Below are 16050 nucleotides of genomic sequence, written 5' to 3'. Positions count from 1 at the left end.
GCGGCCTCGGCGCCGGCGAGATCGTTCTCGACGTGCAGGTAGCCGTTCCAGCCGACCAGCACCGCGGCCAGGCCGACGAAGGAGTGCAGCAGCGCGATCAGCTCGGGCATGCCTGTCATCTCGACCACCCGGGCGCGCCACAGCCCGATTGCCGCACCGACGATCATGGCGCCGACGAGCAGGGCCAGGCCCAGGGGCTCGATCTTGCGGTCCAGGGCAAGCGCGATGGTCGCGATCAGCGCAACTGCCATGCCGACGATACCGAAAGTGTTTCCAGCCCTTGATGTCTCGTGTTTGGACAGGCCGGCAAGGGCGAGGATGAACAGCAGTGCCGCGATGACGTAGGCCGCGGAGGCAACGTTTTCCAAGGTGAACATGGGATCCATTCGAAAGATGTCTTGTGGGGGCGCAGGCTCTAGCTGCGGGAGAACATCGCGAGCATGCGGCGCGTCACCGCGAAGCCGCCGAAGACGTTGATGCTGGCGAGCAGGATTGCCGCGCAGGCAAGCACGGTGACCGCGACGTTGTGCTGGCCGATCTGCAGCAGCGCGCCGACCACGATGATTCCCGAGATCGCGTTGGTCACCGACATCAGCGGGGTGTGCAGCGCGTGGTGCACATTGCCGATCACGTAGTAGCCGATCACGATCGCCAGCGCGAAGACGGTCAGATGCACCTGCAGTGCGCTCGGGGAGATCGCGATCAACGCGAAGACCGCGGCGGCGACGGCGAAGGTCACCCCGAGCCGGCGTCCCGTCGACATCGGGTGCTTTTCCGGTTTGGTGGCCGGGGCTTCGGCGGACGGCTTGGTGACCGGCGCAGCGGACACCTGCACCGGCGGCGGAGGCCAGGTGATCTCGCCGTCGCGCACCACGGTCACCGACCGCTGCACAACGTCGTCGAAATCCAGGATCAGCTTGCCGTCCTTCTCCGGCGTCAGCAGCTTGAGCAGGTTCACCAGGTTGGTGCCGTACAACTGGGAGGCCTGCGCGGGCAGCCGCCCGGCCAGATCGGTGTAGCCGATGATCGTCACGCCGTTGTCGGTCATGATCGCCTGGTCCTTGACGGTGCCCTCGACGTTGCCGCCGTTGGCCGCGGCCATGTCGACGATCACGCTGCCCGATTTCATCGATGCGACCATGTCGGCGGTGATGATGCGGGGCGCGGGCCGACCGGGGATCAGCGCGGTGGTGATGATGATGTCGACGTCCTTGCACTGCTCGGCATAGAGCTGTGCTTCGCGGGCCTTGTAGTCCTCGCCCATCTCTTTGGCATAGCCGGTAGTCGAGACTTCGGCGTTGGGGTCTTCGATTGACAGGTACTCCCCGCCGAGGGAGGCGACCTGATCGGCGACCTCAGGGCGGGGGTCGGTGGCTCGCACGATGGCGCCGAGGCTGCCCGCGGCACCGATCGCCGCCAGCCCGGCGACCCCGGCGCCGACCACGAGTACCTTGGCCGGTGGCACCTTGCCTGCCGCGGTCACCTGACCGGTGAAGAATCGGCCGAACTCGTGAGCGGCTTCGATCACTGCGCGGTAGCCGGCGATGTTGGCCATCGACGACAGCACGTCAAGGGACTGGGCGCGGGAGATCCGTGGCACCGCATCCATCGCCAACACCGTGATCGGCCGGGTGGACAGCTTCTCGACCAGCTCAGGCTTGAATGCCGGCGCGAACATCGCCGCCACTGTCGCACCAGCAGGCAACCGATCCAGCTGCCAGTCGGCAAGGCCGTTGACCCCGAGTACGATTTCGGCCTCCAAGGCCTTGCCGATCTTTGCACCCGCCTCGACGAAATCGTCGTCTGGGAATGACGCGGCCGCACCGGCACCCCGATCTACGACGATGTCGTATCCCAGTTTGATGAGCTGCACCACGGTGGCCGGCGTCGCCGCCACGCGAGTCTCCCCGGGCTCCGCCTCCTGGATGATGCCGATCCTCATTGGACTCTCCATCCGCTGTGAATTCCGCGTTTCTACGCCATGACTGATCTGAGCTACGTGCGCCCGGCCATACGAGATGCGAGCGATTACGGCACCAGTAGGCTGATCGATTCGACCACGCACGCCGGCTTGTCTCTCTCCTGGCGCTCGATGGTCACTCGGGACACGGCTTGATAGCAGGCGTTCCCGCAGGGTTCGACCGACAGCAGTTCGATGCCGGCACGCACCTGTGAGCCGACCGGAACCGGCGCCGGGAAGCGCAGGGAATTGGCGCCGTAGTTGATCTCCATCTGCAGCCCGTTGACCTTGTAGATCTGCCACGTCAGCTTCGGCACCAGACTCAAGGTGAGAAAGCCGTGGGCGATCGTGCTGCCGAAGGAAGACGTGGAGGCCTTGGCTGGATCGACATGGATCCACTGATGATCGCCGGTCGCGTCGGCGAAGGTGTCGATCTGCCGCTGGCTGATGGTATGCCATTCCGAGTAGCCCAGGTGCGTGCCGACTGCCTCACGGAACTCGGATACGCCGTTGAACAACCGCATCCTCACTGTCCTTCTTCGATACTGAGAGCGTGGTTGGGTACGTCCGGATCTTGCGGGTTCACCACAGCCTCTCCAACACCATGGCCATACCCTGGCCACCGCCGACACACATGGTTTCCAAGCCGAATTGCTTGTCGTGCCACCGCAGAGAGTTGATCAGGGTGCTGGCGATGCGCGCACCGGTCATGCCGAAAGGATGTCCGATTGCGATCGCCCCACCGTTGACGTTCAGCTTGTTCTCGTCGATGCCAAGGTCCCGCGCCGATGGAATAACCTGCGCAGCAAAGGCTTCGTTGATCTCCACTAGGTCAATGTCGTCGATGGTGAGATCGGCCCGGTCGAGGGCCTTCTTGGCAGCCTCGACCGGGCCGAGGCCCATTATTTCCGGCGATAATCCGGTAACCGCCGTGCTGACGATGCGAGCCAGCGGCGTGATGCCGAGGTGCTTCGCCTTCGTATCCGACATCACCACTACCGCGGCTGCGCCGTCGTTGAGCGGGCAGCAGTTAGCGGCTGTGACGGTCCCATCAGGCCGAAACACCGGCCGGAGACCGGATACCCCGTCGAGCGTCACGCCGGGCCGGGGACCATCGTCGGCTGCGATTACGGTCCCGTCGGGAAGTGTCACCGGCGTGATATCGCTGGCCCAGAACCCATTCGCGATCGCCGCCTCGGCGAGGTTTTGGCTACGCACGCCGAAGGCGTCCTGATCTGCGCGGGTAACACCTTTGAATCGGGCCACATTCTCCGCGGTTTGTCCCATCGCGATGTAGAGGTCTGGAAGCGCACCGTTTGTGCGGGGATCGATCCAATCCCGACCTCCGGCGGAGAGCTGTTCGGTGCGTGCCTGGGCGTCGTCAAACGCCGGGTTCTGAGTGTCAGGCACACCGTCGGCGTTGCCCTTGAAGTAGCGGCTGACGGTCTCTACGCCGGCCGAGATGAAGGCATCACCCTCGCTCGCCTTGATGGCGTGGAAGGCCATGCGGGTGGTCTGCAGACTGCTGGAGCAGTAACGGTTCACCGTGACCCCGGGGAGGTGATCCATCCCGGCGAGAACGGCCACAGCACGCCCGAGATTATTGCCGGACTCTGCGGCTGGCTGGCCGCACCCGAGGATGAGGTCGTCAATCTCACGCGGATCCAATGCCGGCAACTGGGCTAGCGCAGCCTGCACCATCTGAACGGTCAGATCATCAGGACGCATGTCTTTCAGCGACCCCTTGACGGCTCTACCGATCGGCGACCGTGCGGTCGCGACAATAACTGCTTCAGGCATAGGGAAACCTCGTTGCTAGTAAGCGCTTAGTCATTCCATTGGGCCATATCGACGAGGTGAGCGTCAAGGAGATCCGCTCGGGGGCTCGCTGTGACTTGCCCCACCCATGTGGTCGAATCAAGATCGTTGGATCGATTTTGCAGCGCACCATCCCGCCTCAACCCGGTCAGGCCGGGCAGAGCCGGCGAGTGGCTGGACCGGTAACGTCGCAGTACCGACGTCTTGCGGCAGGCAAATTGTGACTTGACCGTTGACCTTCCGGCCACCAAGATGCGCGTATGACTAAGCGCCCATCCGGTGGACTACCGCGCTTCGCGCGCAACGCGCGTTCCTCCACGGCTCAGCTTGGCTTCCTAATGGCTGCACCGCAGCGCGTGTCTACCGGCAAACTGTCCCGCGATTGGAAACGGTTACCTACACGATGACAAACTCAAGTGCCGGCGCGCCACGTTCACGATTTTTGGATGCTGCGATTGAAGCGTTCGCCGAGAAGGGCTTCAACGCCACCACTACGCGCGATATCTGTTCAGCGGCAGGGACCAGCCCTGCCGCGCTCTATGTGCATCACAAGTCCAAAGAAGACCTGCTCTACCTGATCTCAAAGTCGGGCCATGAAAACACCCTGCACGCAGTGCACGAAGCCATCGCGTCCACTACCGATCCCACCGCCGCACTGCACAAACTCATCCACGACTTTGTGATCCTGCACGCCAGCGGGCCCGCCGCGGCACGAGTCACCAACTACGAACTCGCCGCACTCACCCCCGAGCACTTCGCCGAAATCCGCGACATCCGCCACCAGATCGAACAAGAAGTACACAAACTCGTAGAAACCGGAGTCACCAGCGGCGCCTTCGACACCCCCGACCCACGGATGGCCGCCATAGCCCTACTCTCGCTCGGCATCGACATCGGACGCTGGTACCACGAAGGCGGCCGCTGGAGCCCCGAATACCTCGCGAAACGATATGCCGACATGGCACTACGCATCGTCGGCGCCAGCATTCCCATTCAACGGTCCTAGCCTTTTACCCGAGTGCCCGAACGCGTTGATGCGGCGGTCCATCAGCGCCGACGATCGACCGTTCCATGAGCTCGCTCAAAAGCTGAGGGTTGCGTGCCGGTCGTTGGCGGCACCGACAGTGCTGGCTTCAGACTTCCGCCGAACCCGATGGGAGCAGACAGTTGCCGGTCAAGTTGCTGCGGAACTCCGTACACCGTTTCGCTTAGTACCAGACCGTCACGAATTTGATCGATCACGCAGTATTGCAGCGCCACGCGTGTTCCGCTCGGACCGGCGCCAGTTCCCTGATACATGCCGCGGATGACAAACTCAGCCAGCACGAACTCGCCAGCGCTGAAAAGCGTCAAGTACTCGACATCTGCGTCCGACATGGACTCGAGATATGCAGTCACCCATTCGCGCAGCGCTTCGCGTCCCACTCGCGGCTCAGACTCGCCCGTGTCATGAAGGACACAGTCTGGTGCGAAATGAGCGACGAACGCGTCTACATCACGCAAAACCAGACCCGTGTGTGCCTGACTCTTGAAAATGTCCACTGGCGACTGACTGACTACCATGCCCTTACCCGTCGAGTTCCGAAGTGCGCTGATCGACCGGAACCTTCACGAGATACGGGCGGATCTCAGCCGCGGCACGCCGCCCGGCCCGAACCACCGCATGCAATGCCGCCGTGACCGAGTAGGCGCCCCATTCGCCGTCCACGCCGACTCCGCCGGGATTGCTGTCGTTGACGAATCCGCACCAGTCGCCTGCGAAGTGAATGTTGCCGACCGGCTTCACCATCTCTGCCACATGGCGGTCGTACCCCATGGCCGGCAGCGGAACCCCGTACAGCCACCGCTTGACGGAGTGTGCCCGGACCTTGCCTCGGGCTTCGGGGTAGATATCGATAAAGTCGTTGATGAAAAGCTCGCCGATGCATTCGTCGGTGCGGTCAGCTACCGGCGCGGACGACGGTCCCACCGCGATGAGTTTGATCACCGAATGCTTGTCCGCCTGGCCGTCGCCGGTACCGTTGAACTGGTGCGCATTTGAGCGCACAAATACGCTGAAGCTCTTGTCGACGGTCCACAGGGCCGAGACTTCATCCCACGGCACCGGCCCGCCATCGGCGAGAAGCAGCAGGACCTCGACGATCGGCTGGGTGCGCACGGTGGCCATAGCCGTTAGCTGTGCCGCTGACAATCCCCGCACGATCTCACTGGTCACCGGGTGCGGAGTGGCCACCACTACGTGGTCGGCGCCAAGGGTTTTGTCCTGGCCGTTGTGCCGGTAGGTCACGGTGACCCGCTGGCCTTTCTGCTCGACCGCGGTGACCAGCGCACCGGTCACCGGTGGGCGCGGCAACTGCTCGGCCATCGCCAAGCCGATCACCGGGGCGCCACCCTCTGGCATCAAGTAGCCACCCCAGACCTCCGACGCGCCACCGAAGGCGGGCATGCCTGTCAGCAACGAGAATGCCGAATCGCTCTCCAGCGAGATCCCAATCTCGGTGGTGGCCAGCCGGCGATAATAGGCAAGGACGTCGTCATGCACTGGGCCGATCCACTCGGTACCGGTGACATTGAGCAGCTTGCGGATCACACCATCGACCGGAGGGCGCGCCAGCGCGTCACATGTCTCGCGGACCCGATTGAACGTCTGGACGAAATCCGGCCGCGCCGCATCGGGCATGCCTAGCCGCCCAAACAACTCCTCCGCAGGCGCCGGGGTGACGTTACGACCGTCGGCGGTGTGCAACATCGCGGTGCCGCTGACCGGCGCCGTCTTGATGCCGAGCTCGGAGATCAGCCGGCTTTCGGGAGATGCGGGGTTGGGGTCATACCAACCGCCCCCACCGCTAGTGACCGGCCAGCCGCCCAGTTCGGTGCGCTGCGAACGCCCACCGATCTGCGAATCAGCCTCCAACACCACGACATCACGATCCCGAAGCAGATACGCCGCCGTCAGCCCCGAAAGCCCCGCACCGACAACCACGACCTCACACGAATCCGACATCCCACACCCTTCCCTGACCAAAACGCCGCCCACCCTCAGCTGCACTTAACCAACAACCTCATCCAGCAAACGCAACCAGTTACCACAAGCGAAAGCACTCACACCGGCAGCCGACCACCGACGCCCATAGCACGACCAACTTCGACCAAACGTTCCAAACAACATCGACACCACAGCCGCGGACGCAAAGCGCCTGGTTCAAACAAGTCGCCTCCACCCACTGCCGACACTAAGCGTTCATTCAGAAGGCCTTACTTCGGCTGTCTGTAGGCCTCTGACCCCGGCCGCACCACCGCGCTGATGCCTGTGCCGTTCGGAAAACGACGATGAGCGATCATCTGGCCGCCCGGGTAATGGGGTTAAAGCACGCTCGGCAGTTTCACGCTTGTTTCCGGTTATGGCACCAGCCGTCGCAGCGCGTAATTCGTATCGCGGCGGCGGTAGGTTTCGGTGGAGCGTCCATTTGTCCGAATAGCTTCGCGGGCCGCGGTCGCCAGCGCTCGTTCCTCGTCGGTTACCTCGTAGTACCGCGCATCGACTTCGGCCAAAAAGCGCTTGTTGCTGTCGAGATCTCGGCCGACCAGAACAAAGCCTTCCGCCTCTACGCGGGTCCGGTCCTCGTTGAATGCCCGGAACGGCGCAACCCGGGTCATCGTGTCGATCACCCCGTCGACGTTGACCTCCACCATCTCATCGAGAGATTTGATGGTGATATCGGGATCGGCGACCTGACCGGTGGGACTGTAGGAAAACACCTTCTCGGTCTTCCAGCGGAAAGCCCGCTCCTCTGGCCAGTTGAACTTGTAATCCTTCTCCACGCCCTCGGGGATCGCGAGGACGGTCACACCGCATCGATTGATCTCGTGCATGACCCGCTCAGGATTGGCCTCGACCAGAATGTCCTTGTATTCCGGCACGAAGTCCATCGTGCTGAGCGTGCCAAACCGTCGGCCCACGTGGAACGCATAGACCTCGGGGTAGATCCCACGATAGGACGGGTCATGCAACTCCTCATCCGAGAGCTCGATATCGTCCCAGGTGTTCTGGAAGAGGTCGGTGAAGTGAGCCACCATGGCCGCGTGCATCAGCATGCTTGCGCCGGCATGACCGAGCGGTTCCTGGATCACAATGCCGAAACGTTGATGCTTGTGCCACGGCGGCATGACTTCATCGATCGTGGTCGGGCGACCGTCGACGTCGATGGCGATCTGCTCGGCTGTGAGAGCTGAAGTGTGCATTCCGGTTAAACTCCTGCGGTCTGGACCACACCCGGCAGCCGGGTGGGGTCATTGTTGGTGACGGTCCGTCCGGCATCTATCCACGCCTGGACCTTCGCCTTGAGTTCTTCGTTGTCCAGCCGTTCGGCTTCCATCGAATACGTTGCGCGCACCAGCTCGTCGAGCACCTCGGGGTCCTCGGTGGAGAGCTGTTCCAGATAGGTGAAGAAGTCCATCTCGCTCGTATCCGGCGGGTCCATCCCCTCGACTTCCGCACCCTCGTAGAAAGCATCTGCCATCGCCGACTGGGCAAACGCAAGATCGGTGAATTTCGCCAACCCTTCTTGGAAGCGAACAGGGAACGGTCGTGAGTCTCCGCTCTCATTACGGATGGCGTCGCGCATGGCGATGCCACCTTGAGCGGCCTGCGACATACCCTGCCCATAAATCGGGTTGTATGACGCGACCGCATCGCCGGTCACCACGAAACCCTCCGGGCGGTGCTCCATCCGGTGCCACAACCGGAGCTGGTTACTGTTCACCCGGTAGGTCACCACGTCGCTGATCGGCTCCGTCTGACGCGCGAACTGCCCCACCAGGGGCGACGGGGCAGTATCGATATAATCGAGCAGCGCTTCGCGGTCCTTGGGTGGGTAATTCTTCATCATCCCCGCGCCCATGAGCATGTACACGCCATTATCGGCAGGGAACAAGAATGCGCCAGAGGTGTTGCCCGGATGGGGCATCGCGGCGATGCCCTTCACCCCCTCCGGCAGCACACCTTCGGGCATGCGCACCTGCTGCGTTGAATAGCCCTGGTACGCGCGCACATGGACTTCCTTCGGAGCCTCGTATCCGAGTTCCTCCATCCACCTCGGCGACTTCGACCCGCGACCACTCGCGTCGACAACCAAGTCGCCCTCGATGACACTTCCGTCCTGAAGTCGCACACCGGTCACGGTGTCGCCCGACGCCGTGAGACCCTCCACCGCACCGAAGCGGAAGTCCACGTTGGGCAGCACCATCAGATTCCGGCGCACCACCCATTCGAACAACGGTCGACGGCAGGCGATTGTCTCGACCGGGCCGGGGTACCGCACCCGCCAGCCCTCAGGGGACCAATAGGGCACTTCGAGGATCTCGTCGATCGCGGGACAGCCCTCGCCGATCAACTGCTGACGCAGATCAGGGATGAACTCCGCGAGCATCTTCCGGCCGATGGTCAGGAGCGCATGCGGTTGGCGCCCTTGCGGCACACCTTTGCGAAGCGTCGGCCCGTCAACGAGTTCGTCGCGCTCCACAATCGTTACCCGCTCAAAGCCTTCGGCGGCCCCGAAAGCGGCGAGCAATCCCGAAATACTCGCTCCGATGACGATGGCATGCTTCCCCATCTGTATCTCCCTCAAGTCGAAACCACGCAATGTGGCGTGGATGACTCAATCTACGATACTGAGCGCTTGCTCACAAGCGTTGACGTGATCTTCTCAACTGGCCGAGCGACAGCCAAAGGTGTGCCGGTTTCCCCCTTCTCACCTTGCTGAAGCACCAACGGAGCAATGGCGATAGCCCCGGTCGGCGTGGTGAGACGTGCCTCCTCGTCGTCGACGATGCGGGATCAGCAGCGACCGCAGCGAACACCCGGATTCACGTGGTGGCCTGATCGCGACCATCCCACCCAAGCAGCGGCACCTCTCCATCACCGACCGCAACGTCCGAACTTACAGAGGTGTCGTTTGCCATACGCTTGGGGCCAGTGTGACCTCTTGCCAAGGTGATGGGACCACCCGGATTGTCAATTATGGGATCACCGGCGCCTTGCATCGGTTTCTTCGTCTGCCCGCTCTATCGCCGTGACACTTCAGGTCACGCCGGCGGTGGGCATGGCTTTCTCGGGAGGTCAGTGTGAACGAGATCAGGAAAGTGCTCAAAGTGTGGCTGGGGGTTACCGGCACCGGGGTATCGCACGATCGCCGGGCATTGCGGGCTGGACCCAAAACGGTGCGCCGCTACGTCGAGGCCGCCCCAAAGGCCGTTCTGCGCCACGACGACGGCGTCAGCGCGCTCGATGACGGGTTGATTGAGACGGTCGCCCACGCCGTCCGGTCCGGCCTGATGGCCACGGCGAAGCGTGGGACCAACTGCTGGGGTTCGAGGAGCCGATCAGAGCGTGGGCGGGCGTCGACCAACAAACAGCGCCCGAGGCGCGCACCCACTGCATCCAACTACCATCGAGGTAGCGCCAGGTCAGGTTAGTCCTCCATGCCGATAGATCGGCTAAAGATCAATCACTAGACGAGGCGTTTGTGAGCGACCGACGCAAATGTGCATGATCTGATTCGCGGCACGCTCTTTGGCGCTGAGGATGGAATCGCGATGATCCGGAGTGCCCTCCAATACCGCCACCTCGCACGTGCCGCAGGAACCTACACCGCAGGAGAACGGCGACAGGGAAGTTTGCTCTGAAATGACGTCCATGGCGGTGCGGTCCGGCGGAATTGTGAGCGTTACGCCGGTGCGATTCAGGACAAGCTCGAATTCTTGGTCGTCTGCCTGATCGAGGAACTGAGCACTCGCGGCGAACCGTTCCACATGTAGCCGTTCTGCCTGGTCATTTTTGCAGTGCTGCTCGACCGCTTCGAGTAATCCGGCCGGGCCGCAGCAGTAGATTGCATCGCCTGCCGAGGAATCGTTGAGAATTCCGAGGACATCCAACATCCCTGTTTCGTCTTGCGGGTAGATATCGACTCGACCGCCGGGTTGCGCCAGGACCTCATCTAGGTAGGCCATCGATGTGCGGGTGCGGCCGCCATACACGAGGCGCCATGGCAGGCGGCGGACAGCGACGGACCGCACCATTGGCAGGATGGGCGTTATGCCGATGCCGCCAGCGATGAAGAGGTAGCTCCGAGCTGATGTTAATTCGAAGTGATTTCTCGGCTCACTGATCGCCAGCTTCTGACCTACCTGAACGTCATCATGGACCGCCCGTGATCCTCCGCGCCCGTCTGGCTCATAGAGCACTGAGATCAGATACTCGTCGGCTGCGGTTGGGTCACTGTGCAGTGAATATTGCCGTAGCGCCCCACCTGGAAGCATCACGTCGATGTGCGCACCCGGCAGCCACCGCGCAAAGTGTGCTCCGTCCTGTGGGCGCAGTCGCAGTTGGACAACGCCGTCTGCGACCGTCGTTTTGGTGACGACGGTGGCTCCGATTTGCTGAGCGGCCCCGGCTACGCTTGCAGTCATCGTGAGATTCCTCCTGTTTTTTCTGGACGTTCCGCGCATGGCAGCGGAACTGCAAAATCCCGGGCGCCGGGCAGCGCCGGTAACGTAGGACGTGCGCGGCGACAAGGCTTGAGGAGCAAGTCGACCGCGCTGGATGGCGGAATCGGACCTGAATATCAGACTTCGTCAGGCGGGCAAGCGCTCATACGCCTCAATTCCGCGCTGCTGGTCTGGGCAGCCGCTCTGATGGGCCCGCGCTCAGAGACCACCGGGCCGACATGGGGTCAGCGCTCACCGGCCGCGGCCGCATTACGGGCTCGATCACGCGAAGCCGCCGACCGGAGTGCGCTGACCCGATCGTCTGCACCCGACACTCGCACTGCTTCGGCGCGATCCACATCCGAGAACGGCGTCCCAGTTAGCTGCTCGCCAGGTCCCGCTGAACCGGTACCGGCCCGTGAAACGGGCATCCGCTGGCCGTCGGATTCTGCTTCCGCCCAACTCGGTGGATCAGGCTATCGATGTAGCTGGCTTTGTACGTGCCCGCGGCGGCCTTTTGGCGATGCCGCTCAGTGATCGGCTCCTTTTGATCTGCACGGATGTAGTCGCGGTAGATATACTTCGCCGCCGCGAACCCGCGCGCCAACGTGCGCAAGACCCAGTTCGGCTCCTCCAGCTGGTAGATGCGGAAGAGCGTCGGCGCGAAAAACGTCGTAATCAGTGCCCGCCCGAACGGCCGCATGACACGATACGGAAACCACACGGCGAGGAACTGCTCGATCAACCTTTCGCTGAACGGCAGGCCGATCGCGGTGTTGTCCGGCCACGGGCGCTCGGTGTACGCCCGGGCGTATTCCGAGCATGCTTCGAAGCTCTCAGGCATCGGCTCCACATCGGTGAGCACTTCGCCGCTCTCCACCCTAAATAGCTTGGCCAACTCGCTCCAGAACAGATGCGAAGCGATCTTCTGCTTCTCGGACCACCCGGGCAGCCCAAGGCTGCGCTTGTAGTCGTGTTCTGCCGTAGCCGCCGCAGCAAATAGGTAGATGTAGTCTTCCGAGTGCGAGAAGGCACCGTTGTAGTATTTAGCCCACTGAGCATGTTGCTTATTGACGATGTCGATCGCCTGCTTCGTGATCGGCGAGTCCGGGCCGTGCTCCGACCACAGCAACATGTGGTCATTGGTGTTCGCCATCCGCTGCTCGCCCCGAACCATCATCGCTCCAGTACCGTCGCGATAGGAGGCATCAGCGCCCCACGTCGTCAGCCCCAGATGGCAGTTGTCCACCGTGTAAGCCCAATGCAGGTCAAAGTCGGTGACGTTGTAGATGTAGCTAAGAGCCCAGATCTCGCGATAGTCGACGTAGGGATCGAGCTGTGCGATGCGCCGGCGAATCCACTTTCGCGACGAACGATCCGCCTTAGAAGCAGTGCTCACCGGCGCTGTGCCGGCATCCGGGGTCGGATGTCCAGGTTCACTCGACAACGACATGTCCATTCCTTTGCTACTAGCACCGCAGTGTCGATCCGTGTCCGGTTTAGACGCGTCTCCGCACCACGCGTTTGTCCCAGTGGGTGCGCCACCACCTCGCCATGTGACGCCAACCACAAGGCAACTGTACGTTACTAAGCGCCCGCTCACAACACACCGTGTGACGGACCTCACAGAAGAAGGTTGACTGATTCCTTCGGACTAAGACAGCTTGCCCTGCGCGAATTCAAGTCCGCAGGTTCGCCTTCCTTCCGCCGCAAACATCACCGGGCATACCGGATCTGAGCACGATCCCGTACCGGAGGCACGGCAGCAACGCGCTTCCGCGTAGGGGATCAATGTACGGCGAAATCATCGGACCAGCGGCCAGTGACCCGAGCTTGGGAGCAAGCGCTCACACAGACGGATTGGCCTGCGCCTAGCAGGGCGACAGCAGCCGTTAGGGCGACCGAGTCGACGTGGGCGGCTTCGTCGACTGCGGCCGCCAATGCCGCAGTTGCTGGCCTGGAGCCGTACTGCACCGGTAGCGGGATGGGTAGACACCTACGACGGCATGGACCGGGATGGCCGACGGTCCTACGACGGTTACAGTGGTGCGATCGTCGTCGATGAGAACTACGTGCTGCGTTCCCGGACGCGGCACCACTGGACGCCGCGGCACCGCTCCTGTGCGCGGGCATCACGCTGTATTCGCCGCTGCGGCACTGGGGTGCCAGATGCGGCGCACGCCCATTGGGGCGTCGGGGCTCGGGGGCCCTCGAACACATGGGCGTCAAACTCCGCGCCGCCATGCGTGCTGAGGTCGCCGTGTTATCCCAGTCCCTGAAGACGATGGAGGACGGAATTCGGCTGGGCGCCAGCCATTACTACGCGACCAACGATCCCAGCACGTTTGAACGCTCACCCGCAGCTTCGACCTGATTATCAACACCGTATCGGTCAACCTGGATCTCGGCGCCTATTCTCAACCTGCTCGACGTCGACGGCAGGCTGGTCGAACCTTGCCTATCGGAACATCCGATGGGTGTGTCGGACGGTCGGTTGGCCGAGCTGCGGCGCAGCGTGTCCGGGTCAGCGATCCGGGGATCCTCGAAATTGTCAACGGCAACTGAATTTTGATCAGTTGTCGGCAAGTGAATCTTGACCAGCTGGGTTCATTGTTCGTCGGCCGTGACGGTGGGGACGCGGCCGAGGTCTCGGTCTTTGATGCGGTAGCTGTCTCCTTTGAGTGCGATGACTTCGGCGTGGTGGACGAGGCGGTCGATCATGGCGGCGGCGACCACGTCGTCGCCGAAGACTTCTCCCCAGCGGCCGAAGGGTTTGTTGGAGGTGACGATGAGGCTGGCTCGTTCGTAGCGGGAAGACACCAGCTGGAAGAACAGGTTGGCGGCTTCGGGCTCGAACGGGATGTAGCCGACTTCGTCGATGACGAGCAGTGGGTAGCGGGCCAGGCGGATGAGTTCGGCTTGCAGAGTGCCGCCGTGGTGAGCGGTCGCGAGACGGTCGACCCATTGGCTCGCGGTGGCGAACAGGACGCGGTGGCCGGCCTGACAGGCCCGAATCGCGATGCCGGTCGCCAAGTGGGTCTTGCCCGTTCCTGGTGGCCCGAGGAAGACGACGTTGTCTTTTGCCGTCACGAAGTCCAGGGTGCCCAGGTGGGCGATGGTGTCGCGTTTGAGGCCGCGGGCGTGATCGAAGTCGAACTCTTCCAATGACTTTCGCGAGGGAAACCGAGCAGCCCGGATCCTTCCCTCACCGCCGTGAGACTCCCGGGCAGAGACCTCTCGTTGTAGACATGCGGCCAGGAACTCCTCATAGCTCCAAGCCTCGGTCCGTGCCCGCTCGGCAAGGCGCTCGACGGCTTCACGCAAGGTGGGAGCCTTGAGCGCTCGGGTGAGATAGGCCAACTCAGCGGTCGTGTCGCGGCTAACGGTCGTCTTGATGGACATCACGCCACCGGGCCGTCGATGTCGACCAAAGCGTCGTAGTCAGTCAAACAACGCTGCTCAACTTCGATCTGGGCTGGGGCAGCCACGACGTCGAACCTGTGCCGTCGCATCGCCTTGGCCGCCGCGAGGTGCTCGGAATCGCTGATCGTCTGGTGCTTGGCCCAGATCCGGTCGTGCTCGGCGACCAACCGTCCAGCGCACCACACCCGAACCTGGGCCAAGTCCGCCACGACTTCGATGCGCCGCCCGACGGCTGACGGGTGCACCGAGTAGTCGTTGGCGTCCACGCGCACGTAGTGATCACGCGGCAGCCGGGCCTGGGTCCTGCATCCGGTGACCGGTGCCACCGGCGGCAATGCCAGCATCGCGGCTTTGTCGGCCTCGACCCGATCTGCCGGACGACACCCCAACACGCGATGCTGGCGGTGATTGGCGACCACCAACCAGTCGCCGAGCTGGGTGTTGAAGTCCGCCGGCGAGGTGAACACCCGCCCTGGCAGAAATGCCCGCTCCAGATAGTCGTGGAAGCGCTCCACCAGACCCTTGGCCTCCGGGTCACCGGGCTTGCAGATCACCACCTTGGCGGCCAGCGTTCCGCGGAACGCTTGACAGACCGCAGTCAACTCCGGCACACGGGCCCGCCACCGACCGACTGCGCCCTCGCCGTCCCAGACGAACACCCTGGGCACCGCGCCGAGCGCCGAAAGATGCTGCCACCAAGCGACATACAGATCCTCGGCGCTGCGGCTGGGAATCAGCAACGCCGAGGCCCACCGCGAATACCCACACACCATCGTCAGTACCGGCAGCGCAGTAGCCGTGCGCACCTGGCCACAACCGACAGGGATCGACACGTCGGGAAACCACAAGTCGCACTGCGCGATCTCGCCGGCCTGATACGTCGTGCGCGACGCCGGATCCGGTGGCAGATACACCGGCCGCAACTCACGCACCCGCTCGCTGAGCGTGCGGATCGAATACTGCCAACCGATCCGCTCGGCAATCACCGTTGCCGGCATCCTCGGATAGGCCGCAAGCAATTCCCGGATCCTCGGCTCGACCGCATCCACGACCGACCCCGCCGACACCCGCTGATACTTCGGCGGCCGATCACTGGCCAACGCCGCCTTCACCGTGTTGCGAGCCACCCCCATCACCCGCGCCACCTCGGAAATCGACAACTGCTCTGACCGGCACAACCGCCGGATCTCTGCCCAGTCCTCCACGCTCAACACTCGCTTCCTCCCTGGCTCGCCCGTTGGATCGGCTGGCGGTCCGGGAGATCAGCTCGCGGTATCTCTCTGAGGGTGAGCGGATCGAGATTGCCGATCTGCGCCAATCCGGTCTGGGCGTACGGGCGATCGCCGTCCGGCTGGGTCGAGCAC

General features: G+C 63.0%; 13 protein-coding genes and 2 pseudogenes. 3 read left to right on the top strand and 12 right to left on the bottom strand.

Going from position 1 to position 16050, the window contains the following annotated elements; translation table 11 throughout:
• The 4 genes from BST13_RS37610 to BST13_RS37595 all read right to left on the bottom strand — a co-directional run.
• Positions 1–377, bottom strand: a 377-nt coding sequence (locus tag BST13_RS37610; RefSeq protein WP_211296283.1) for an NAD(P)(+) transhydrogenase (Re/Si-specific) subunit beta, incomplete at its 3' end; no start/stop codon positions are given.
• A 38-nt stretch (positions 378–415) separates the two neighbouring features.
• Positions 416–1942: a Re/Si-specific NAD(P)(+) transhydrogenase subunit alpha gene (locus BST13_RS37605; RefSeq protein WP_083171223.1), complete on the bottom strand. Its 1527-nt coding sequence runs from the start codon at positions 1940–1942 to the stop codon at positions 416–418.
• Positions 1943–2028: 86 nt separating this feature from the next.
• Positions 2029–2484, bottom strand: a complete 456-nt coding sequence (locus tag BST13_RS37600) for a MaoC family dehydratase (protein WP_083171221.1) — start codon at positions 2482–2484, stop codon at positions 2029–2031.
• 58 nt (positions 2485–2542) lie between these two features.
• Positions 2543–3760, bottom strand: coding sequence for an acetyl-CoA C-acetyltransferase (locus tag BST13_RS37595; RefSeq protein ID WP_083171219.1), 1218 nt, complete (start codon positions 3758–3760; stop codon positions 2543–2545).
• A gap of 400 nt (positions 3761–4160) precedes the next feature.
• Here BST13_RS37595 and BST13_RS37590 point away from each other — a divergent pair, with 400 nt between their 5' ends.
• Complete coding sequence (locus tag BST13_RS37590; RefSeq protein WP_245839964.1) at positions 4161–4784, top strand: TetR/AcrR family transcriptional regulator; 624 nt, start codon at positions 4161–4163, stop codon at positions 4782–4784.
• 41 nt (positions 4785–4825) lie between these two features.
• Here BST13_RS37590 and BST13_RS37585 read toward each other — a convergent pair whose 3' ends face one another.
• The 6 genes from BST13_RS37585 to BST13_RS37555 form a co-directional block, all read right to left on the bottom strand.
• Positions 4826–5320: a nuclear transport factor 2 family protein gene (locus tag BST13_RS37585; RefSeq protein ID WP_158087269.1), complete on the bottom strand. Its 495-nt coding sequence runs from the start codon at positions 5318–5320 to the stop codon at positions 4826–4828.
• 25 nt (positions 5321–5345) lie between these two features.
• Positions 5346–6782, bottom strand: coding sequence for a flavin monoamine oxidase family protein (locus tag BST13_RS37580; protein ID WP_083171213.1), 1437 nt, complete (start codon positions 6780–6782; stop codon positions 5346–5348).
• Positions 6783–7177: 395 nt separating this feature from the next.
• Entirely contained in the window at positions 7178–7945 is a 768-nt protein-coding gene (locus tag BST13_RS37575; protein ID WP_142282949.1) for a hypothetical protein, read from the bottom strand.
• 80 nt (positions 7946–8025) lie between these two features.
• Entirely contained in the window at positions 8026–9390 is a 1365-nt protein-coding gene (locus tag BST13_RS37570; protein WP_083171209.1) for an NAD(P)/FAD-dependent oxidoreductase, read from the bottom strand.
• A gap of 883 nt (positions 9391–10273) precedes the next feature.
• Positions 10274–11245 (bottom strand): PDR/VanB family oxidoreductase, encoded by a 972-nt coding sequence (locus BST13_RS37560; RefSeq protein WP_083171207.1) that lies wholly within the window; start codon positions 11243–11245, stop codon positions 10274–10276.
• A gap of 397 nt (positions 11246–11642) precedes the next feature.
• Entirely contained in the window at positions 11643–12716 is a 1074-nt protein-coding gene (locus tag BST13_RS37555) for an acylphosphatase (protein ID WP_142282948.1), read from the bottom strand.
• 443 nt (positions 12717–13159) lie between these two features.
• Between BST13_RS37555 and BST13_RS40085 the strand changes: the two are divergent.
• Positions 13160–13832: pseudogene (locus BST13_RS40085) on the top strand (zinc-binding dehydrogenase); the annotation flags it as partial.
• A 38-nt stretch (positions 13833–13870) separates the two neighbouring features.
• Here the strand turns inward: BST13_RS40085 and istB are convergent.
• Together istB and istA are read right to left on the bottom strand one after the other, a co-directional pair.
• Positions 13871–14665: an IS21-like element helper ATPase IstB gene (gene istB, locus BST13_RS37550; protein WP_083171203.1), complete on the bottom strand. Its 795-nt coding sequence runs from the start codon at positions 14663–14665 to the stop codon at positions 13871–13873.
• On the bottom strand, positions 14665–15900 hold the full coding sequence (gene istA / locus BST13_RS37545; RefSeq protein WP_083171201.1) for an IS21 family transposase: 1236 nt from the start codon (positions 15898–15900) through the stop codon (positions 14665–14667). The genes istB and istA overlap by 1 nt, the downstream gene beginning before the upstream one ends.
• Before the next feature lie 23 nt (positions 15901–15923).
• On the opposite strand from istA, the pseudogene BST13_RS37540 reads away from it, so the two are divergent.
• Positions 15924–16050: pseudogene (locus BST13_RS37540) on the top strand (helix-turn-helix domain-containing protein); the annotation flags it as partial.

The organism is Mycobacterium aquaticum (genome assembly GCF_002086485.1).
Taxonomy (GTDB): Bacteria; Actinomycetota; Actinomycetes; order Mycobacteriales; family Mycobacteriaceae; genus Mycobacterium; species Mycobacterium aquaticum.
This window is presented reverse-complemented; position numbering and strand designations above follow the sequence as displayed.

Coding starts and splice junctions, on each gene's coding strand:
- BST13_RS37575 (WP_142282949.1), bottom strand. CDS start 7,945: ATGCCGCCGTGGCACAAGCATCAACGTTTCGGCATTGTGATCCAGGAA.
- BST13_RS37605 (WP_083171223.1), bottom strand. CDS start 1,942: ATGAGGATCGGCATCATCCAGGAGGCGGAGCCCGGGGAGACTCGCGTG.
- istB (WP_083171203.1), bottom strand. CDS start 14,665: ATGTCCATCAAGACGACCGTTAGCCGCGACACGACCGCTGAGTTGGCC.
- BST13_RS37580 (WP_083171213.1), bottom strand. CDS start 6,782: ATGTCGGATTCGTGTGAGGTCGTGGTTGTCGGTGCGGGGCTTTCGGGG.
- BST13_RS37555 (WP_142282948.1), bottom strand. CDS start 12,716: ATGTCGTTGTCGAGTGAACCTGGACATCCGACCCCGGATGCCGGCACA.
- BST13_RS37600 (WP_083171221.1), bottom strand. CDS start 2,484: ATGCGGTTGTTCAACGGCGTATCCGAGTTCCGTGAGGCAGTCGGCACG.
- BST13_RS37570 (WP_083171209.1), bottom strand. CDS start 9,390: ATGGGGAAGCATGCCATCGTCATCGGAGCGAGTATTTCGGGATTGCTC.
- BST13_RS37595 (WP_083171219.1), bottom strand. CDS start 3,760: ATGCCTGAAGCAGTTATTGTCGCGACCGCACGGTCGCCGATCGGTAGA.
- BST13_RS37560 (WP_083171207.1), bottom strand. CDS start 11,245: ATGACTGCAAGCGTAGCCGGGGCCGCTCAGCAAATCGGAGCCACCGTC.